We start from the raw sequence: 20,030 nt of genomic DNA, 5'->3' as shown, positions 1-20,030 counted from the left end.
TATAAAGACTGTAAATTATCTCTTTTTGATTCGTATTTTTGAATCAATATTTAGCCCATGAGATACTTTACAGTCTTTTTACTTATACTACTGACCCAGACCGCTATAGGCCAGACAGACACCTTAACCACCTCTATTCAAGGTACTGTTGTTCATAGTCAAACCAAATTACCTATGAATAATGTACATGTTATTAATACAACCAAAGTAAGTGGTACTATAACTGATGGAAATGGTTTTTTTGAAATTGTTGCCAAAGCAAATGACACCCTACTTTTTTCCTATTTAGGTTTTGAAACCATAAAAGTAAAAGTAACACACGACTGGGTAAAAAATAAAACCTCAAAAATATCATTAACTGAAAAAGCATATGCTTTAGAAGAAGTGGTAATTTCAAAATACAACTTAACCGGTTATGTTGAAGTGGATACTAAATTAATACCCGTTTCTGAAAGCGATTATCGTTATAGTATTTCGGGATTAGATGCTGGCTATGAAGCGGGAAGCAAATCTCCAAGTGCTGTAACCAAAGTATTAGGAGCAATATTCAATCCAGCTGATTTCTTATACAATGCCTTTGGCAAACGCCCCAAACAGATGCGAAAACTAAAGGAAATGAAAAAAGACGACACCGTGAGAGAACTATTATCTACAAAATTTGACAGAGAAACCTTAGCTGCTTTATTAGAAATTGACAAAGATGACATTCCTTTAATTCTTCAAAACTGTAATTACTCGCAGTATTTTATAAAAACTGCAAATGATTTACAAATTTTGGAAGCTATTAGTTCTTGTTATGAAGAATACAAAATTCTAAAAAAGAATAAATAAAAAAAGCATTTGTATATAAAAAAATCAACGTTTATAACGTTGATTTTTTTTTACACCAATAGGTATTTTTTTAAAAACAAAATATCAATTATTAAATTCACAATTAATACATTCTTATTTTAGCGCATTTATATTGTAAATTTAACATTATAAAACACCTATAAATAATATTTTTACAAATTAATGTCAAATATTTTTAAAATTTAACAAAATATATATTTTATATGTATGCATAGTAAATTATTTTTTTATACTTTAGTAAAATAATTACTGATTTTTTACGAAAATCATAATTTAAAACAAACAAATTACTAATTCTAAAATCTAAACTATGTTAAAAAAATTACACTACACCTTATTGCTTATAGTAATATTGTGTTCTACTGTGCTACATGCGCAAGAGAAAAGCACAATCTCCTCTCCTATTTCATCGGATGAAATTACAACCTTCATGAACATTTATGAATACAAACTAAATCATTCATTTGATATTGCCACTTCATTACTAAATGCAGCGCAACAAACTACTATTTCCGAAGAAAGGATGGCAACCATTTTAACAGCACAATTCAATGGAGACGACATGCAACTTACAACTACTGAAAAAGAGGAATTTGAGAAAATTAAAGCAATCATGGAAAAAGATAGAATGATCAACCAAGTTGCTTTAGATTCATTTATTACTAAAAATAAAATGAAACTCAGTCGCTATGAGGAGATTGAAAATTACTTTCATAATAATGATTCTTTTCAAAATAAAGTAGCACAACTGTACAATCAAAAAACAAACTAAACTAACCTCTAGCAATCATGAAAAAAACTATATACTCATTCTTGGGTGTGCTTTTTATTGTACTAAACACACTAGCACAACCTTTACCTAATAGATACCAACAAGATGTTTTCAGTTCTTTCCAAGTAACTAAAGATGTTGTTTTTAGCACTAATATTCCCACTGTAAAATCGTTTAATCTTTTTGGAAATCGTTTAGCCTATGAAGATACTTACGGCGATGTAAAAACTACTTTGCGAATGAATATTTACAGACCCTCAAACGATACTTTAACCAAACGACCTGTTATCATCTTTGCTTTTGGTGGTGGTTTCGTAAATGGAAGTCGCACAGAAGCAAGTATGGTTAAATTATGTGAATCATTTGCAAAAAGAGGTTATGTAACAGCAACTATAGATTATCGCTTAGGCATGAATATCGGAGACAGAGAGCTCTCAAAAAGAGCCGTTTACAGAGCCTTACAAGATGGTAGATCGGCAGTTCGTTTTTTTAGAAAAAATGCAGCAGTATATGGTGTTGATTCGAATCAAATATATATTTCTGGACATAGTGCAGGTGCTTTCTTAGCCTATCAAGCGGTTTATTTGGATAAAGACTCAGAGAGGCCTGCATCTACCAGAAATTATTTTGGAAGAGCTGATTTAGGAGGACTAGATGCTATTGGAGACAATAAAACATATGCAGACGGTTCATTCGTTAGTGGAAAAGCGAATGGTGTTATGGGATTCGCAGGTGCATTAGGAGACCTTAGCTACATTGAAAACAGTTCTGATATTCCTGGTGTGTATTTTCATAGTTCAAACGATAGTACTGTTCCTTATAATAGTGGCGAACCTTTTTCTTACATTAGTTGGTTACCTGGCTTTAACTTACCAACAGTTTACGGAAGTAATCAAATGAACAATCGTGCTAATGCGGTAAATGCAAATCATGCTTTCTATTCTTACACGAATCGCGGACACAACGTACATTATAACGGGTCAAGTTTATATTCAGATATTGTACCAAACGGCTCACAATATTTCTACCACACTTTTTTAAAACCCAATGGAATTACATTAGATGGTTACAGTTCGATATGCAGTACTTGTTTAACTCAAAATTATACTGCTGTCGGTAATGCTTTTTATTATGACTGGCAAGTTACTGGAGGAACTATAAACTATAGCAACCCATTAAACAACACAATTACAGTCACTTGGAATCGATCAGCAATCAACAAATCTATTACATTGACTCCTTATAGTAGGGCTTTAGCAAGAGGAACTACAATTAATTTAGAAGTTTCTATCAATTCCAGAAGAATAGATTCAAGTGAATTAAAAACTGTAATCGTGTCTAATAGCATACTTGTAGCACCAAATCCATTTAGAGACAACCTTACAGTTACTATTACAAATGATTTTCAAGGGGAAATAGACATTCTTATTTATGATGTTACAGGACGTATCATCAAACAGAAAAAGATTCTAAAAAATGAACCAACTTTAATTGAAAATTTAGGAGATGTTTTTCAAAATTCAGGTTTGTACTTTATGCAGATTAATAATAATAGAGACCAACCAACTATTCACAGAATATATAAACAATAATTATATATAGTTACCATTTGATTAATAAAGGCTTGTTATTTTTAACAAGCCTTTTAGTTTCTATACATCATTTTCATAAAATCGACTTTCAACAAATGCAATATCTTTAATTGATTTTCTTGTCCAATCCAATCGCTTTTCAATGATTTCTTCTTCCGATAATTGCCATTGAACGTTTGAATTTCGAAGCCTATTCGTAAGGTCCTGAATAATAATAGCTGCGGAAACAGAAATATTTAGACTTTCAGTAAAACCAACCATCGGTATCTTTAAAAAACCATCAGCATGTTGCAAAACCTCTTCTGATAACCCCTCTTTTTCAGTTCCAAAAAACAAGGCTGCTGGTTTTGTAATATCAAATTCATGCAAAAAACATGATTCATTATGTGGTGTAGTAGCTATAATTTGATATCCTCTTTGTCGCAACGTTTTCATGCACGACATATTACTACTAAATTCATGAATATCGACCCATTTTTCAGCACCTAAAGCAATTTGTTTATCAATGGTTTTACTATATTTTTGCTCAATTACATTCAGTTCTTGAATACCAAAGACTTCACAACTTCTCATAACCGCACTTGTATTATGCATTTGATAAACATCTTCTACAGCAACAGTAAAATGGCGGGTTCTATTGGCTAAAATTTCTATAAAACGTTGTTTTCGATTTTCAGAAATAAACCCTTCTAAATATTCTAATAAGGCTACATTTTTCATTGAGGCCAAATTTAGCAAAGCCAAGGGTAAATTAAAAATTATATCAACTTATAATTATTGTTTTTTAATTTCTGTCCATATAGCCAATTGATGAGAATTCGCTATAAGTTCATTTGGAAATTCAATTACTAAAGAAAGTACTTCTTCTGTTTCTTTATCAATCGAATTCGAATTTGGAAAGAATAAGTAATCTAAAAAAGATATAGTATCTCTATTTTTCACACCTGCGAATAATGAAACTTCCTCTGAAACATAACTCAAAGGTTCAGAATCTTTTGGAGTGATAATTACACTTCCTAATAAATAATCTTCATTTAAAATGGTTTCTTCCATTACTTTTTCTTTTAGGATAGGACCGTAAAAATAAATTCTTCCTTTATTGGCTTTAGCTTGAATTACAAATTCTTGATTATTCACATTTGTAATATTAAACTCTAAGTAAAAATGGTTTGTCTCATAAATGGAGTTTCCTAAAAAATTCTGTACATCTGCTGCTAAAACTATATTTTGATAATCTGAAGTATACGAACTATAACTATTTGTGATTTTTGGAGTTGTAAAAGGGATATAATTTGTATCATTCTCACCAGAACTGATTAATAAAGTACCTAAAATAACAAATACAACTAACTCGAGAAACAATTTTATTTTTTTCATGAATGCTATTATTGTGTGGTTAATACAAAATCACTTACGAGATAAATAAACATTTGGTTTTTAAAAGTGGTCATTTTTTTAGTATATTAGCAATAACTTAAAAAATTCTATGGAACAAGAACAATTACTTAAAGAATTACTTAGTAAAAGTGATCGATCATTTACCTTGTTATATGACAATTATTCAAAAAGTTTGTATGCTGTCATTTTCAATTTAATAAAAAACAGAGAAGAAGCCGAAGATGTGCTTCAAGAAGCTTTTGTTAAAATTTGGAATAACATTGATTCTTATAATGAATCAAAAGGAAGATTATACACTTGGATGCTAAACATTACACGCAACACTACCATTGATAAATTGAGATCTAAAGGCTATAATAATAGTCAAAAAAACCATTCTGCAGATAACTTCGTATATATGCTTGAAGACAATTCAAAGACAGTCAACAAGATAGATGCTATTGGAATTAGTAGGTTTATAAAGAAATTAAAACCGAAGTGTATTCAAATTATTGAATTGCTATTTTTTCAAGGTTATACACAACAAGAAGCATCTGAAGAATTAGAAATACCTTTAGGAACCGTAAAAACGCAAAACAGAAATTGCATGAACGAATTAAGAACAATGATCAATGAATAGTAGAGAATTAATAGAATCTGGTACATTAGAACTCTTTGTTTTTGGAAAACTAACAGAAGAAGAAAACAAAAATGTAATAGATATGGCTAAAAAACACCCTGAAGTTCAGGAAGAAATTTTAGCAATTGAAAACGCTGTTATTAACCTTTCGCAAAGCGTAGCTCCACATTTATCTGCCACTAATTATGAAAAAATTAGACAAAAAATATTAGGCAAAAAAGGAGTTGTTGCAATTGATAGAAAACCATCATGGTCTAGCTATGTGGGTTGGGCTGCAGCCGCTATATTTGTAATTGGATTTGGTTTCCAATATCTTAAATGGAATGAATCGCAAACAACTATTGAACAATTAGGTACTGAAAAAAGTAATATGCAAAGATTGATTGTCGATTTAGAATTGGAAAAACAAGAAGCTGAAAAAGTATTAGCTATTGTTAGAGACAACAATAATATTCAGGTGGCTTTAGGTGGTCAGGAAGTGGCACCAAATGCCTTTGCAAAAGCGTATTATAACAAAGAAACCAAAGAAGTGTATATTGATGCTTCAGGCTTACCTTCTCCACCAGAAGGAAAAGTATATCAGGTTTGGGGTTTAAAACTAGATCCTTTAACACCTAAGAGTATTGGTTTATTGGATAATTTTGTCGCAAATTCTACAAAATTATTTAAAGTAGACAAAGCCGAAGATGCTGAAGCATTTGGAATTACTTTAGAACCTGCTGGAGGAAGCGAAAGTCCTACCCTAGAACAATTGTACACTTTAGGAAAAGTATAAAAAACAATCCAAAACAAGAAAGCGCCTTCAGGGCGCTTTTTTTATAACTATTAAAAACAAAATCTTACTTTTTACAGAAAAAAGTTATAAAAAATAATAAACAGATAACTCATAACTTACAACTTATAACTATTTTTGCACTTTGTTAAAAACAACACAACTACAACATGTCACATTTATCTGAATTAAATGCTATCTCTCCTATTGATGGAAGATATAGAAACAAAACCCAAAATTTAGCTCCCTATTTTTCTGAAGAAGCACTTATTAGATACCGAGTACTTATCGAAGTCGAGTATTTTATCGCTTTATGTGAATTACCGTTGCCTCAATTAGCCAATGTAGATGCAAAAATATTTCCTTCTTTACGAGAAATGTATACCCAATTTACTACAGAAGATGCGTTGTGGATTAAAGAAACGGAAAAAACAACCAACCATGATGTAAAAGCGGTTGAATACTTCATTAAAAGTAAGTTTGATACTTTAGGGTTAGAAAAATTTAAAGAATTCATCCATTTTGGATTGACTTCTCAAGATATCAACAATACAGCTATTCCTCTTTCGACTAAAGAAGCTTTTGAAAATGTATATTTACCTAGCTTAATTGCTGTAATTCAAAAACTAAAAGAATTAAGTATGGAATGGGCAAACGTACCCATGTTAGCCAGAACACACGGTCAACCGGCTTCACCTACTCGATTAGGAAAAGAAATTTTGGTTTTTGTGGAACGTTTGGAAGAACAAATGCGATTGCTTTTCAACGTACCTTTTGCAGCCAAATTTGGAGGTGCAACAGGAAATTACAACGCGCATAAAATTGCGTATCCTACAATCGATTGGAAACAATTTGGAACCGATTTTGTAGAAAACAGTTTGGGTCTACACCATTCCTTTCCAACCACACAAATTGAGCATTACGATCATTTTGCTGCTTTTTTTGATGCCTTAAAAAGAATCAATACTATTTTAATTGATTTGGATAGAGACATTTGGACCTATGTTTCTATGGATTATTTCAAACAAAAAATCAAAGCAGGAGAAATTGGTTCTTCCGCTATGCCACATAAAGTAAACCCTATCGATTTTGAAAATAGTGAAGGAAATTTAGGAATTGCTAATGCTATTTTTGAACATCTTTCCGCTAAATTACCGATTTCAAGATTACAACGCGATTTAACAGATAGTACTGTTTTGCGTAATGTAGGTGTCCCTTTTGGACACACCATTATTGCTTTTGAAGCTACTTTAAAAGGGTTAAATAAATTATTGCTTAACGAAGTTAAGTTTGAAGAAGATTTAGAAAAAAACTGGGCCGTTGTAGCCGAAGCGATTCAGACCATTTTAAGACGTGAAGCCTATCCTAATCCTTACGAAGCCTTAAAAGAATTAACGCGTACCAATTCGGTAATCAATAAAGAAGCCATTCACCGATTTATTGAAACTTTGAATGTTTCAGATACTATTAAAAACGAACTGAAACAAATTACACCAAGTAATTATTTAGGAATTTAAAACTAAATTCTTGATTCGCTTTAAATATAAATTCCTCAATTGTAAAATCGATTGAGGTTTTTTTATTCCTATTCTTTCAAAAAATGACAAAAACGAATTAATAAAAACAAACCTCTTTCCTTTCTAAACAAATCAAATTACTGTAATTTTGTATCAATTTTAAAAGAAAAAAATGAAAGCAAATCATACACTAGAATATATCCATGAAGTACTAAAAAACTGTCCAAAAGATTGGATTCAACTCACCACACATCGTTTAGATATTTATACAGAAGAACAAGCTAAAATCCAATTTTTAGACCAATTTGAAAATTTATTTAATACGAAGAATGCCACAACAGCAGCTTTAAGCAAATTACCAACCGCATACGACTACATTCGATTAGGACATCCTCTTTCTTGCGTTTTGGAATGGGGAATCGCAAAACTACATAACCTTAAACCAGAACAAGTCATTAGTTTTTCTTCGAAAATTGTTCCAATATTAGCCATTTTGAGAAAAAATGCATTGGAAAACAGAAACACTAAAATAGTATATACCGATGAATTACCTGAATCTTTTACTACACAAATCATCAAAGAAGTGTATGGATATCAATTTGAAACACAAAAAATTGATAGTCTTGCCTCGCTCTCAAAATACAATGGAACCACTGTTTTTGTAAACCAACAAGAAGACATTCCAACTATAGATTTTAATTCAACTATAGATTTTTATATTTCAAATATTTCTGATTTAGGAAGTATCTTAGTGGTAAATGGAAAAGAAAACGATACATATATATCTGAAATTCAACACGTACGCCGAAGAGAAACAATAGCTATGACACCTTCCAATTGTTTCACAGCCTTACATCTATTAGTAAAAAATACAGATTTTTCAGCTCCTAAATATGCTGTTGAAAACCACAAATCTGCAGTACTAAAATCAATTACTACCATTACAGGAACTTCTTCAACACCTCTTGTAGGTTCAAGTGGTTTATCTATACAATATGCCATTATGATGGGATTAATTCATGATGCAATGGAAAATCACAAAGGAAAAGCCATTAAATTTATTGTACCGCCCAATTGTTATGGTGGCACCAATGATCAAGCCAGACGTGTAGCTGCTTGTCTTGATATCGTTGAAATAGTTGACTTACCCGTAGATGGTGACAATGACATGGTAAATAGTATTGATCGTATTTTAGATGCTGTAGCTAAAGAAGCTGCCATTCCTTATATTATCGCTGAAATTCCAACCAATCCTAGAGTAGAAGTTCCAAATTTACTCGAACTAAAAGCCGTTTTAAGCAAAAAAAGACACACCTCTAATGGCGATACGGCTATTGATCCAGTGTTTATATTAGACCAAACGTTTTGTCCTAATGTACTATTCTTAGGAGAAGGACAAATATTATCTTCAGTAAGAGCCATTTCATATGCTAGTGGTTCGAAATTTCCAAGCGGCGGAAAATGCACGGCAGGTTATGTGGTGGGTAATGCCAAAGTAGATGCTTTAATGGACAAAATTAATCTCCATCTAACGCTTTGCGATAATGAAGCGACTCCACTTCAATACAAACTATTAGCAGAACAATTGCCTTCAATGAATCAAAGAATTGAAGAGGCTTATAAAAATACTCGCGAATTTGTAACTTTTATTCACGAAACTTTACCAACAGCAAAAATCAATTTTGTTTCAGAAGCATTAGCCAATCAAGGGTTCACTCCTTCTGTCTTTTCGCTTGATTTGCCTACAAAAGGTGCAACTCCTGAAGCCAGAGAAACCTATAAAAGAGCACTAAATCACCGATTAATTGATTTGATGATTACTAAAATTCCAAATGAAAGTAAATATTGTGTCAGTTATGGCCAATTGAAAGGCTGTTATTGGACTATTCCAGCAACCTCCACTCAAGGTACGACAAAAGAAGGAGACAAAGATTATATTGCTCGTGTGGCTCTTTCTCCAAATATGGATTTAGAACTACATAAAAAAGTGTTTTTAGAATTTGTACGTACGCTTTAATAAAATCTCACTATTTTTAACTATAGTAATATCCCTAATTGCCCTAACGATTGGGGATATTTTATTTGAAAAGATAATTTATATTAACATCTCATTAACAACTGGCACAAAATTTGATTCCCTATAAAAAACATTTTTATGAAAAACTATATCATCCTACTTCTTACTATACTACTATTCACCTCTTGTCAAGAAGACATAACTTCCAACTTAAAACAAATTGAAACCAATCTTAAAACAGACAATTCCTCTGTAAGTGAATTTATTCTTACAAACGACACTATAATTAAAGGAAAATTAGGAACAGAAATTTTCATTCCAAAAGATTTATTTGCTAATTATACCAACGGAAAAATCACTTTTGAATTAAAAGAATATTTCAGCAAAGAAGATATGATTCTAAACGGTTTGTCTACTATTACAGATAACAATGAAGTATTAGAATCTTCTGGTATGTTGTACATTAATTTTACCGAGAACGGAAAACAACTCACTATCAAAGAAGGAAAAAAATATGAAGTAAGGCCTGCTGAAGCAATTTTAGATCGAAGCAATGTTTATCTAAATGACAATGATTCTATTTTTAAATGGAAGCTCACGGATGAAATAATGTATACTGCTATAATTGATTATAAAAAAAATAGAGCTTACGGTTTAACTACAAATTATAAAGGAGAAGGTGGATTTTTTAAAAATGTGCCCATTGATAGTTTTGCTTTTATAAAAAAAAGAGATTCGTTGGAATATATAGAATTGTTAAAAAAGGATTCAATTGAACAAAAAAGAGAAGAAGAAGAAATTAAAAAGAGAGAAAGTGAACTTAATTTTGTTTTAGTAAATGAAAATGATAAATCAAAAGAGAAAAGTATCTACTATGATATTTTAGAAGATAAATCGCTTACTGAAGAACAAAAGTCAAAAAAAATCATGCAAAGAGATGCTTTTCTTTCCAATTATGGTAAACTGTATTCCTTTACTACTAATAAATTGGGTTGGATTAATATAGATCGAATTGTACAAGTTGAAACAACTAAATCCATTCAGATTAGCAATAACCATAAATTAAATTCAAATGAGTATAGTCTTTTTTATAGCTATTTAGACAATAAATCAATAATCAATCATTTTTTAGCAAATTTCAAAGAAGATTACACTTACAATCTAAAAATTGCTGGTAAAATAAAAGTCATTGTTTATACTAATGATAATGACAAAGTTTACTACGATTCTTTTTATATTGATAAAAATTCGAAAACTAATTTTGAAATCAACCTCAAAGAAACTTCGTTAGAAAACTTGAAAAAAACATTAATAACACCATAAAATAGTTAACCATGAAAAATACAATCACCCTACTTGTGCTATTTTTCAACCTTACTGTACTTTCTGCACAAGAACTACAACTCAATTATTCGGATTTAGAAGATGGGGTGTTGCAACTCATTAACGAGCATCGAACAACTTTAAAACTAACTCCTCTTGAAAAAGATGTTGTGCTTCAAAAAGCTGCTCAAGATCAAAGCAATTATATGCTAAAAATAAAACGATTGTCGCACGAACAAACATCAGTTGAAAAAAAGCATCCTAAAAACCGCATTAAATTTCATGGCGGCACTGATTTTCATACTTACGGGGAAAACGTTTTATACTTAACGGTTGAGCCTAAAAAATACGCTCAAAGTGACCTTGTTCTTTTAGCTCAAAAAATTTATACAGAATGGGAAATATCGCCACCTCATTATGCGAACATGGTTAGTAATGAATATGCATATGCGAGTTTGGCTTTTGCATTCGACCCAAAATCAAGACGTTTATATGCTACAACCGTTTTTGGTAACAAATAAATTTCACAATTAAATTTTCTAAACAAATAATTAGGGCGTTCCCACAAGGGTCGGGCTTTTTGTTACAATCTTTTTAAAAGTGAAACACTTTAAAAAAGGATTTTCACTGCAATCCCTAACGCAAACACATAATCCATTCGTTCAACCATTCAATTCATACAAGTGAAAAACCTAACACAATCCTTTGAAACCATTACCAACTATTTCTCACCAAAAGTCATAGCTGAAGTAAACGACCAATATGTAAAAATTGCCAAAATAAAAGGAGAAGATATTCCTTGGCACAACCATGAAAACGAAGACGAACTCTTTTACATCATTGAAGGTAGTCTACTCATGGAAATTGAAAATGAAGCGCCTTTTACTATGCATCAAAATGATGTATTTGTAGTTAAAAAAGGAGTCAATCATAGAGTTTCTGCAGTAGAAGAATGCAAAATTATGCTTATCGAAACCAAAACCACTTTACATACTGGAAAGGTACAAGCAGCTGTTACTAAAAGTATAGAAGAACAGTTATAAAATATAGTGGCTTAGTTTATAAACCCAAATAAGGGAATAAATTTTATGAAAAACACCAAAAAAATATGTTCCCAATACCAATAATTGGTATTTTTGATAAAAAGAGTAAGGCACGAAATACATCTATTGTTCTAGGAGATTATTTTGATAATTTTATTAATGAACAAATCGCTTCGGGTAAATATAGTTCTGTTAGTGAAGTAGTAAGAACTGCTTTAAGAAGGTTTGAAGAAGAGGAATCAAAAACAAAATCCCTCATTAACGAATTAAAAATTGGTGAAAAAAGTGGAAAAGTTAAAGATTTCCATACACGACAATGTAATCAGCATATTTCAATTTTTCATTTAGCCAACCGATAAGGTCATTTTTAAATTTGTTAACTTTCAATTCATCTGTTTTTGCTTGCTTTATCTTTTCAATTATTATTTCACATATATTTTTGTTAAAATAATTATGTCCGCAAACATCAAATTCTACTTCAATGCTTTTATCCCAAGGGTTTTCTATAGGAAAAACCGATTGAAACTCTTTTATTACATAATCAAAATCAGCTGAAGGAATGAAAGCGTCATTTCTTTTTGTTGTTTTATAATTTTCTCCATCACTATTCTCAGGCCATAAAATAAATCCAATTTCATTTCTTGTTGGTAGATTTTCTCTAGTAGTGATAGTAACTTGTTTTGAATTAATTTTATCAATAGCCTTTGTCTTATCATTTTTACATAAATAATAATTCTCTCTAGCAACTTCTATATCACATTCTGTTACAATGCTTATCTCTTTTATATTGTTATTATGAAATTCTTGTTCGCAAGCTTCAATATTACCATTATTCTTTTTTAAAAGTTTTATGGCAATGTCTAAGGAAATTACAATTCTATTTTGTAAAATTTTTATTTTTTCAGTGTCCATATAATTCAGTAATAATTCCTCACATCTTGTAGATCTACAACCTATAACGTTAAGTTTATTATAATAGTTTAAAATTTACGACAAACCCTAATACTCACTAAACTGTAAGTTACTCAAATTCTTATAGATACCATTTTCTATTTCAAGTAACTCTTTATGGGTTCCTTTTTCTACAATTTTTCCTTCATTTAATACTAAAATGGCATCTGCACTTCGTATCGTAGATAAGCGATGCGCAATGATAATGCTCGTTCGACCTTGCATTAAATATTCTAATGCTTCTTGTACCAGTTTTTCACTTTCACTATCCAAAGAAGATGTGGCTTCGTCTAAAATTAAAATACTTGGATTTTTCAATAAAGCCCTTGCAATAGCAATACGTTGTCTTTGACCACCAGACAATTTAATACCACGTTCACCCACTAAAGTATTAAACTTTTCAGGAAAACCGTTTACAAAATCGAAAGCATTGGCTTGTTTTGCGGCCGTGATAATTTCTTCATCAGTAGCATTGGGTTTACCATAGGCAATATTTTCTCGAATACTTCCTCCAAAAAGAATCACATCTTGGGGAACTATACTCATATTGCCTCGAAGGTTTTCTAAATCATAATCGTTGATATTCTTATCATCGATTAAAATTTCTCCTTTATCGATAGCATAAAAACGAAGTAATAAAGATGAAATTGTTGACTTACCAGCACCACTTGGTCCTACAAGTGCAATTTTTTGACCTTGCAGTGCGGTAAACGTTACCTCTTTTAAAACTTCTATTTCTGGACGTGATGGATATGAAAAACCTACGTTTTTAAAGCTTACATTTCCTTTTATCTTTTGAGTCGAATAATTTTGAGTCGCATTTATCTTTTCTGGTACTTCGTCTAACAATTCGAAAACGCGTTCGGTGGCTCCAACTGCTTTTTGAATTTGCGCATACAATTCGGCAATACCTCCAAAGGAAGCTCCTATAAATGCCGAATACAAGACGAACGAAATTAAGTCTCCCACTTCTTTTATTTCACCATTAATACACAAAGTTACTCCATACCAAACTACAGCTACAATAGCTCCAAATAAGCAGAAAATGATAAAAGAAGCAAAATACCCACGGTAGATTCCACCTTTAATAGCCAGTTTCACTACCTCCTGAATTTTTCCTTTATAACGCGCAATTTCGTACCATTCGTTTGCAAACGCTTTCACATTCGAAATTCCTTGCATGGTTTCTTCAACGATAACCTGACTTTCCGCTACTTGATCTTGTACACTTTTAGAAAACTTTCGGATTAAGCGACCAAAAATAACAGCGGCAACGGCTACAATTGGAACAATGCAAAGCATCATTAAGGTCAGATTTAAACTGATAGTCAATAGGAAAATAATACCACCAATGATTAAAATAAACTGTCTTAAAAACTCAGCAATGGTTGTGGTTAAAGTATCTTGAATTTGGGTAATATCCGAACTGATGCGACTATTTAACTCTCCTACTCTTTTTTGAGAGAAAAACGTCATGGGTAACTTGACCAAATTGGTATACAATGCTACACGAATATTTGCCAAAGTATTCTCCGTAAAATTGATGAATAAGGACAATCTGAAAAAGGAAAAGAAGGATTGCAAAAACAAAATCACCATCAACCCTAGAGCGATATTTTGAGCTTGTACTAAATCTTTATTGGCCACACAATTAACCAACATACCTAATAACATTGGGAAAGCCAAAGCCGTTCCACCTGTTAACAATAAAAAAAGCAAACCAAGATAAAACTTCCATTTATGATGAGTTGCATATTTAAAAATTTGAAGTGCTTTGCTTAAAGTGCTAGCATTTAATTTTGATTTGGGTAAATCATTCTCTTGAAATCGTGCCATTTCTTTTTTTAATTTTAATTCCTTTGGAAAGTAGAAACAATTGTTTTGTAATAATAAAAGTTGGTAAGGTTTATTAAATTCCTTTCATTTTTAAATCTGTAGTAACTTCTTGAACCCCATGATACTTTTTACCAAATTGCACCTCAATAGTATAGTCAATCTGGTACAAAGGCAAAACTTCATCAATCTTTTTTTTCTTCATTTCTGCAATTTTAAATTGGTTACGATGGTTGTTCAAAGCACCAAATGCCAATCCTAGCGGAGTTAATCCGATAGCCATAATAATAAAAGGAGTCGTTGAAACTACGCCTTTATCATAGGCATAAGTTCCTAATAAATAACCACCAACAAGTACACCTAAAGCAATGCCTAAAAAAACGACAAAATAAATATACGTTACCGCTTTTTCATTTTTAATCTTTTGGTATTTTATATTAACTTCTTTTAGTTTTGACTCTAATTTATCATGAAAATCAATCTTGCTACAAGTCTTAGTAAATTCAGGTTTCTTATCCGTTAAACCACAAGTAGAACCATTAATTAAATCTATTTTTTGGTGATTACATAAATCGCAATGTCTAGTTATGTTCATTACTTTAACTTTAAAATCTTTAATTGAATACCGTTCGTTTTCTACCACTTCAAATATAAAGCTAAAAATAACATTAGCACCCTTTCAAAAAAAGAAAACTTCCCGAAAAACGAGAAGTTTTTTAATATATTTATACTAAATAAGCAAAAGCTAATTCTTCAACTTACAGACTCGAGTCTTTTAACTTTAGACTTTTGACTTAATTATCTTGAATAATTTGGTGCTTCTTTCGTAATCGTTACATTATGCGGATGACTTTCCCCAATTCCACTGGTTGTAATTCTCACAAAACGTCCTGATTCTTGTAAAGTAGCCACATCTTTTGCACCACAATAGCCCATTCCAGCACGTAAACCACCAATAAATTGTTGCATGCTTTCGTTTAACTCTCCTTTATAAGGTACGCGACCTACAATTCCTTCTGGGACTAATTTTTTAACATCGTCTTCTACATCTTGAAAATAACGGTCTTTCGATCCTTCTTGCATCGCTTCCACCGAACCCATTCCTCTATAGGATTTGAATTTTCTTCCTTCGAAAATAATGGTTTCACCTGGAGATTCTTTAGTTCCTGCTAATAACGAACCAAGCATTACGCAATCTGCTCCTGCTGCAATGGCTTTAGGAATATCTCCTGTATAACGAATACCTCCATCTGCAATTACAGGAACACCACTGCCTTTAATGGCTGCGGCCACTTCTAAAACTGCTGAAAATTGGGGAAACCCAACACCCGCTACTACACGAGTAGTACAAATAGAACCGGGACCAATACCTACTTTAACACCATCTGCTCCATTATCAACTAAATACTGAGCGGCTTCTGGTGTAGCTATATTTCCAACCACTACATCCAATTCTGGAAAAGCGGCTTTGACTTGTTTTAAAACATCAACCACCCCTTTAGTATGACCGTGAGCCGTATCAATAATAACAGCATCAACTCCAGCTTGTACCAAAGCACTCGCTCTTTGCACCGCATCGGCAGTAACTCCTAAAGCAGCAGCCACACGCAAACGACCATAAGTATCTTTGTTGGCAATCGGTTTTTGAGTCAATTTAGTAATATCTCTAAAGGTAATTAGACCTGCTAATTTGTTCCCTTCTGATACCACCAATAGTTTTTCAATTTTATGATCTTGTAAAATTTCTTCTGCTTGTTGTAACGTGGTACCTACTTGAGCGGTTACTAGATTTTCTGAAGTCATTACTTCAGTAATGGGACGTTCGTTTTTCTTTTCGAAACGCAAATCTCTATTGGTTACAATTCCTTTTAATGTTAAGGTATCATCTACCACGGGAATTCCGCCAATACCATGCTCTTTCATGGCTCTTTTAGCATCGCCAACAGTAGCGGTTAAAGGCAACGTAACTGGGTCGATAATCATGCCTGATTCGGCACGTTTTACTTTTCTTACCTCAGCCGCTTGCTGCTCGATAGTCATGTTTTTATGTAAAACCCCTATTCCGCCTTCTTGCGCCATAGCAATTGCCATTGCACTTTCGGTTACGGTATCCATCGCTGCAGATACAATAGGAACGTTTAATGTAATGTTTCTAGAAAATTTTGTTTGAATACTTACTTCACGCGGAAGAACTTGGGAATAGTTTGGAATGAGTAAAACATCATCGTATGTAAGACCTTCTCCGATGATTTTAGTTGTGTGTGCTTTCATCTTGCAATTTAGATTAAATTGCAAGCAAATATAGGAAAAATTTAGAAGTTAGTAAGGAGAAAAGTGAAGTTTTTCTAATAATTTATTTTAACTAGAAATACCATTCTGATAAAATTATAATTCAAAATATTTTTTTTTAATAAAAAAACATTCGAAATAAATTAGGAGTTAAATAACGTTACATTTTATAGATAACACAATAAATTAATTAGTCTCACAATTTTCATTGTAAAAATTAACAATTTGTTCTAAACCGCTACGCATTCTAAACTCTTTCTCTTCTATTTTTTTAAGTAGTTCTGCACAATCAGAAAAATACATCTTTACTTTTTCCTTTAGATTATTGGCTAAAGGAATATAACGTCCTAACATTGTCAATCTTGTATCGGATTTTCTCTTAATATAATATTTTACAACCGTTTGAGTCATTGACATTTCACCAACACCACCTGTATTCACAGTATAAATTTGAGCATATAGTTGCACTTTTTCTCCATTTATAAGCTCTTCTACTTTAATTATACTTGCGTCACTATCGGTTTCAAAAAACCTAAAAATCTTCTTTTCAGCTTTTGAAAATTCTTGTTGTATATAATCAATCTCAGAAAAATCTATAGTGTAAGCATCGGATGCATCGTTTGATTTAAATTTAAATCCCTTCTTTTTTGTTTTTCCTATTCCCTGTAATATTTCACCGTTTTTGAGCACTACTACTGAAGTTCTCATTGGCTCTCCAAATTGAGCTAAAGCATGAAAATGGAATGCTAATATGAAAAGTAAAACTATTTTATATTTCATTTTGAATATATTATTTGGTGTAGAAAGAAAACTTAGCATTTTATTTAAAAAATGCAAATATAGAATAAATTAGTTATATCATATCGGATAAGATTTTTATTCGTTTTCAATGTTTAATTCTTTAATAAAAAGAATTAGTTCTTTGAAAGCAATATCACCAATTTCTTTTGCTCCAATTATATAAGAACTTCCTGTAAATAAATCTAAAAAAAGATTATTTTCAATAATCCTATAACCTTTAACATCTGACCAATTTATTTTAAATTCAAGATTATAACATTTATATATAAAATAATCCTTGTCTAATTCCCAAATTGAAACACTACTCGCTTGTAATTGTTTCTTCATTTCTGAATGAAGAAGTTTATAATAATTCTTTTTATTTTTTCTATATAATTTATAAAAACTATAACAATTTAATACACCATAACCTCCTATTACTAAAAAAAGAAAAGCCAAGCAATTATTTTGCAAAACCATTATAATTGCAGCAAATAAAGAAAGAATATAAAAATAAAAACTTCTTTTATTTTTTTTCAAATTAGCATTCCAAACTAAATTATAGTGTAGCACCATTTGCTCCTTATATATAACTTTATCAAAAGGAATTTCAAATCTCATTTTGTATGTGAATAATAATAATTTAAAGTAAAAATTTTCTCATTTATCTCATTGCTCGAGCAATAAAAAGAATAAGCGCTAAAATTAATCCAATAATTCGGATCACAATCCATACCGAACTATTGGCAGTGCTACCACTTCTTTCTAATTCTTCAACCATTCTTTTTTCCATTTCTTTGTTTTGTATGAGTTTTTTCACTTCTACTTCATCACCTACAAATTTGGGGCAGTTTTCATTAAAATCGGCAAATTCATTAGTTAAACCGCAAAGCAGTCCTCTGCTCATTTCCATTTTTCTGTTTTCACATACTTTGCAAAAGCTTAACTGGTATTCTCTGTTCATTTTACTTTTATTTAAAATTAGTAATGGGTTAAATTTAGGTTTCTAAAACACGAAATTTAGAATAAAGATTTGTAATAATCTAATCGAATTAAAAATAAATTAAATGTTTTTCTAGTAATGTCTTATTTTTAGGTATAGATTCTAGCAGCAGTAAATCTTTCCAAAAGTCCAAAAAACTTAAAATTTTATAGCACCATCTTAAATTTTTATGTCTTAGGGTTAAAATTTTATGTCCTAGAGGTAAAGTTTTATGTACTTAACTTAAAATTTTACGTTACCCAACGTAAAATTTTAAGTCTCTGAGGTAAAATTTTATGTCCTAGACTTAAAATTTTAGGTTCCTGAGGTAAAATTTTAGGGTCTCGAGGTAAAATTTAAAGTAATAGCATTCAAAACTTTTGAATTTGTTGCGCTAGAACATTGGATAAACATCTTATTATAGAAAACAGATTATAGTTAACCGTTATTTAATTTTAGCAAAGATTTTGCCTTTCCAAAACATACTCTTAGAAGGATTTTCGTCATGATGAAACTGCATTTCAAAATCTGCTTTTACTATTTTTTTTTGAAACAATTTTTTATCTATTTTCATTTTGCCTTTATTAGAAGAATAGTTTTTTTTTGTTCCTGTAATACTGTTTAATTCAATCCTTGGTTGACAAATCTTATCCTTAACGATATAAAAATGCAACGTAGAATGAGTAGTCTCATTAGGAAGCGTATAACATACAATAGAATCTTTACTCAACCTTTTCGCAAAAATTTCTGTACAACCAGCAAATTCATAACACCAAGCTTCACATTTCATAGACTGTTTTTTAGAAAATGAAAAATCACCCGTTACCTCATCTTCCCATTGTATATTTATATCGTCAAAAACAAAAAGTGCAGCAAAAACTGAAATCAATATAAAAATGTGTTTCATTAATATTTAGATTAATTTAATAAGTAATCTTGTTGTAAGATATGAAATATAAATTAAAATGAATCCTTATTTTCTTTGCTCTATAGACTCTAATCCATTGTTGGATTCCAATAGTAATTACTAATACTCCCCAAATAAAAATGCCAAAAAACACCACCGCAAATTGTGGCATTCCACAATGAATAGCTTGTTTCTCTGCATCGATAGCAGTAAGTTGTGTGCCTATAAAAATAAATACTACCTCTAGAATTATAGTAAAAGTAGCTATCCTATCTAAATGCCAACGGTTTTTATTCAAAAGAGATCGTGTACCCAAAATAATTTGGAAAACTAAAGGACTCAAGATTAATAAAAGAGAAAATGCAAATGGGTTCATTAATGGA

The 20,030-nt window shown here is 31.1% G+C and carries 22 protein-coding genes; 11 read left to right on the top strand and 11 right to left on the bottom strand.

The genetic code is table 11. The features are described 5' to 3' along the window. Nucleotides 1-57: 57 nt before the first annotated feature. The 3 genes from FHG05_RS09585 (at nt 58) to FHG05_RS09575 (ending at nt 3,216) form a co-directional block, all read left to right on the top strand. Entirely contained in the window at nt 58-831 is a 774-nt protein-coding gene (locus FHG05_RS09585) for a carboxypeptidase-like regulatory domain-containing protein (protein ID WP_140997798.1), read from the top strand. A 331-nt stretch (nt 832-1,162) separates the two neighbouring features. After that, nucleotides 1,163-1,624: a hypothetical protein gene (locus FHG05_RS09580; RefSeq protein ID WP_140997797.1), complete on the top strand. Its 462-nt coding sequence runs from the start codon at nt 1,163-1,165 to the stop codon at nt 1,622-1,624. Between the two features lie 17 nt (nt 1,625-1,641). After that, complete coding sequence (locus tag FHG05_RS09575; protein ID WP_140997796.1) at nt 1,642-3,216, top strand: carboxylesterase family protein; 1,575 nt, start codon at nt 1,642-1,644, stop codon at nt 3,214-3,216. A 60-nt stretch (nt 3,217-3,276) separates the two neighbouring features. On the opposite strand, the gene FHG05_RS09570 is transcribed toward FHG05_RS09575, so the two are convergent. Together FHG05_RS09570 and FHG05_RS09565 are read right to left on the bottom strand one after the other, a co-directional pair. Next, a complete protein-coding gene (locus FHG05_RS09570) occupies nt 3,277-3,936 on the bottom strand; it encodes a TrmH family RNA methyltransferase (RefSeq protein ID WP_140997795.1) in 660 nt (219 codons plus the stop codon). Between the two features lie 54 nt (nt 3,937-3,990). Further along, nucleotides 3,991-4,593, bottom strand: coding sequence for a hypothetical protein (locus FHG05_RS09565; RefSeq protein WP_140997794.1), 603 nt, complete (start codon nt 4,591-4,593; stop codon nt 3,991-3,993). 109 nt (nt 4,594-4,702) lie between these two features. Between FHG05_RS09565 and FHG05_RS09560 the strand changes: the two genes are divergently transcribed. From FHG05_RS09560 to FHG05_RS09525, 8 genes are all read left to right on the top strand, one after another. Beyond that, nucleotides 4,703-5,233, top strand: a complete 531-nt coding sequence (locus FHG05_RS09560; RefSeq protein WP_140997793.1) for an RNA polymerase sigma factor — start codon at nt 4,703-4,705, stop codon at nt 5,231-5,233. Beyond that, nucleotides 5,226-6,008, top strand: a complete 783-nt coding sequence (locus FHG05_RS09555) for an anti-sigma factor (protein WP_140997792.1) — start codon at nt 5,226-5,228, stop codon at nt 6,006-6,008. Before FHG05_RS09560 ends, FHG05_RS09555 begins: the two co-directional genes overlap by 8 nt. A gap of 167 nt (nt 6,009-6,175) precedes the next feature. Continuing rightward, the gene (gene purB, locus FHG05_RS09550) at nt 6,176-7,522 is read left to right on the top strand and encodes an adenylosuccinate lyase (protein WP_140997791.1); all 1,347 of its coding nucleotides are present in this window, start codon (nt 6,176-6,178) and stop codon (nt 7,520-7,522) included. A gap of 172 nt (nt 7,523-7,694) precedes the next feature. Beyond that, nucleotides 7,695-9,539: a PLP-dependent aminotransferase family protein gene (locus FHG05_RS09545; protein ID WP_140997790.1), complete on the top strand. Its 1,845-nt coding sequence runs from the start codon at nt 7,695-7,697 to the stop codon at nt 9,537-9,539. Nucleotides 9,540-9,677: 138 nt separating this feature from the next. Further along, a complete protein-coding gene (locus FHG05_RS09540) occupies nt 9,678-10,862 on the top strand; it encodes a hypothetical protein (RefSeq protein ID WP_140997789.1) in 1,185 nt (394 codons plus the stop codon). Between the two features lie 11 nt (nt 10,863-10,873). Next, complete coding sequence (locus FHG05_RS09535) at nt 10,874-11,383, top strand: CAP domain-containing protein (protein WP_140997788.1); 510 nt, start codon at nt 10,874-10,876, stop codon at nt 11,381-11,383. A gap of 162 nt (nt 11,384-11,545) precedes the next feature. Further along, nucleotides 11,546-11,905, top strand: coding sequence for a cupin domain-containing protein (locus tag FHG05_RS09530; RefSeq protein ID WP_235889682.1), 360 nt, complete (start codon nt 11,546-11,548; stop codon nt 11,903-11,905). Nucleotides 11,906-11,970: 65 nt separating this feature from the next. After that, nucleotides 11,971-12,264 carry a type II toxin-antitoxin system ParD family antitoxin gene (locus FHG05_RS09525; RefSeq protein WP_140997786.1) on the top strand — a complete coding sequence of 98 codons (294 nt, stop codon included), beginning with the start codon at nt 11,971-11,973 and terminating at the stop codon, nt 12,262-12,264. Here the strand turns inward: FHG05_RS09525 and FHG05_RS09520 are convergent. The 9 genes from FHG05_RS09520 to FHG05_RS09480 form a co-directional block, all read right to left on the bottom strand. Then, nucleotides 12,200-12,817, bottom strand: coding sequence for a hypothetical protein (locus FHG05_RS09520; protein WP_140997785.1), 618 nt, complete (start codon nt 12,815-12,817; stop codon nt 12,200-12,202). The genes FHG05_RS09525 and FHG05_RS09520 overlap by 65 nt on opposite strands. 87 nt (nt 12,818-12,904) lie before the next feature. Then, nucleotides 12,905-14,692, bottom strand: a complete 1,788-nt coding sequence (locus FHG05_RS09515; protein WP_140997784.1) for an ABC transporter ATP-binding protein — start codon at nt 14,690-14,692, stop codon at nt 12,905-12,907. A gap of 73 nt (nt 14,693-14,765) precedes the next feature. After that, nucleotides 14,766-15,284: an amine MFS transporter gene (locus FHG05_RS09510; protein ID WP_140997783.1), complete on the bottom strand. Its 519-nt coding sequence runs from the start codon at nt 15,282-15,284 to the stop codon at nt 14,766-14,768. A gap of 203 nt (nt 15,285-15,487) precedes the next feature. Further along, nucleotides 15,488-16,960, bottom strand: a complete 1,473-nt coding sequence (gene guaB, locus FHG05_RS09505) for an IMP dehydrogenase (RefSeq protein WP_140997782.1) — start codon at nt 16,958-16,960, stop codon at nt 15,488-15,490. A 204-nt stretch (nt 16,961-17,164) separates the two neighbouring features. Further along, entirely contained in the window at nt 17,165-17,758 is a 594-nt protein-coding gene (locus FHG05_RS09500; protein ID WP_140997781.1) for a hypothetical protein, read from the bottom strand. Between the two features lie 96 nt (nt 17,759-17,854). After that, the gene (locus tag FHG05_RS09495) at nt 17,855-18,379 is read right to left on the bottom strand and encodes a hypothetical protein (RefSeq protein ID WP_140997780.1); all 525 of its coding nucleotides are present in this window, start codon (nt 18,377-18,379) and stop codon (nt 17,855-17,857) included. Nucleotides 18,380-18,422: 43 nt separating this feature from the next. Further along, entirely contained in the window at nt 18,423-18,722 is a 300-nt protein-coding gene (locus FHG05_RS09490; RefSeq protein WP_140997779.1) for a hypothetical protein, read from the bottom strand. A 463-nt stretch (nt 18,723-19,185) separates the two neighbouring features. After that, on the bottom strand, nt 19,186-19,647 hold the full coding sequence (locus tag FHG05_RS09485) for a hypothetical protein (RefSeq protein WP_140997778.1): 462 nt from the start codon (nt 19,645-19,647) through the stop codon (nt 19,186-19,188). A 16-nt stretch (nt 19,648-19,663) separates the two neighbouring features. Continuing rightward, a complete protein-coding gene (locus FHG05_RS09480) occupies nt 19,664-20,023 on the bottom strand; it encodes a hypothetical protein (RefSeq protein WP_140997777.1) in 360 nt (119 codons plus the stop codon). Nucleotides 20,024-20,030: the final 7 nt, after the last annotated feature.

The sequence above is a fragment of the Flavobacterium profundi genome (assembly GCF_006491645.1).
GTDB classification, from domain to species: domain Bacteria; phylum Bacteroidota; class Bacteroidia; order Flavobacteriales; family Flavobacteriaceae; genus Flavobacterium; species Flavobacterium profundi.
This window is presented reverse-complemented; position numbering and strand designations above follow the sequence as displayed.

Excerpts from the sequence above, each read along its gene's own strand:
- FHG05_RS09585 (WP_140997798.1), top strand. The coding sequence starts at position 58 with ATGAGATACTTTACAGTCTTTTTACTTATACTACTGACCCAGACCGCT.
- FHG05_RS09580 (WP_140997797.1), top strand. The coding sequence starts at position 1,163 with ATGTTAAAAAAATTACACTACACCTTATTGCTTATAGTAATATTGTGT.
- FHG05_RS09575 (WP_140997796.1), top strand. The coding sequence starts at position 1,642 with ATGAAAAAAACTATATACTCATTCTTGGGTGTGCTTTTTATTGTACTA.
- FHG05_RS09570 (WP_140997795.1), bottom strand. The coding sequence starts at position 3,936 with ATGAAAAATGTAGCCTTATTAGAATATTTAGAAGGGTTTATTTCTGAA.
- FHG05_RS09565 (WP_140997794.1), bottom strand. The coding sequence starts at position 4,593 with ATGAAAAAAATAAAATTGTTTCTCGAGTTAGTTGTATTTGTTATTTTA.
- FHG05_RS09560 (WP_140997793.1), top strand. The coding sequence starts at position 4,703 with ATGGAACAAGAACAATTACTTAAAGAATTACTTAGTAAAAGTGATCGA.
- FHG05_RS09555 (WP_140997792.1), top strand. The coding sequence starts at position 5,226 with ATGAATAGTAGAGAATTAATAGAATCTGGTACATTAGAACTCTTTGTT.
- purB (WP_140997791.1), top strand. The coding sequence starts at position 6,176 with ATGTCACATTTATCTGAATTAAATGCTATCTCTCCTATTGATGGAAGA.
- FHG05_RS09545 (WP_140997790.1), top strand. The coding sequence starts at position 7,695 with ATGAAAGCAAATCATACACTAGAATATATCCATGAAGTACTAAAAAAC.
- FHG05_RS09540 (WP_140997789.1), top strand. The coding sequence starts at position 9,678 with ATGAAAAACTATATCATCCTACTTCTTACTATACTACTATTCACCTCT.
- FHG05_RS09535 (WP_140997788.1), top strand. The coding sequence starts at position 10,874 with ATGAAAAATACAATCACCCTACTTGTGCTATTTTTCAACCTTACTGTA.
- FHG05_RS09525 (WP_140997786.1), top strand. The coding sequence starts at position 11,971 with ATGTTCCCAATACCAATAATTGGTATTTTTGATAAAAAGAGTAAGGCA.
- FHG05_RS09520 (WP_140997785.1), bottom strand. The coding sequence starts at position 12,817 with ATGGACACTGAAAAAATAAAAATTTTACAAAATAGAATTGTAATTTCC.
- FHG05_RS09515 (WP_140997784.1), bottom strand. The coding sequence starts at position 14,692 with ATGGCACGATTTCAAGAGAATGATTTACCCAAATCAAAATTAAATGCT.
- FHG05_RS09510 (WP_140997783.1), bottom strand. The coding sequence starts at position 15,284 with ATGAACATAACTAGACATTGCGATTTATGTAATCACCAAAAAATAGAT.
- guaB (WP_140997782.1), bottom strand. The coding sequence starts at position 16,960 with ATGAAAGCACACACAACTAAAATCATCGGAGAAGGTCTTACATACGAT.
- FHG05_RS09500 (WP_140997781.1), bottom strand. The coding sequence starts at position 17,758 with ATGAAATATAAAATAGTTTTACTTTTCATATTAGCATTCCATTTTCAT.
- FHG05_RS09495 (WP_140997780.1), bottom strand. The coding sequence starts at position 18,379 with ATGAGATTTGAAATTCCTTTTGATAAAGTTATATATAAGGAGCAAATG.
- FHG05_RS09490 (WP_140997779.1), bottom strand. The coding sequence starts at position 18,722 with ATGAACAGAGAATACCAGTTAAGCTTTTGCAAAGTATGTGAAAACAGA.
- FHG05_RS09485 (WP_140997778.1), bottom strand. The coding sequence starts at position 19,647 with ATGAAACACATTTTTATATTGATTTCAGTTTTTGCTGCACTTTTTGTT.
- FHG05_RS09480 (WP_140997777.1), bottom strand. The coding sequence starts at position 20,023 with ATGAACCCATTTGCATTTTCTCTTTTATTAATCTTGAGTCCTTTAGTT.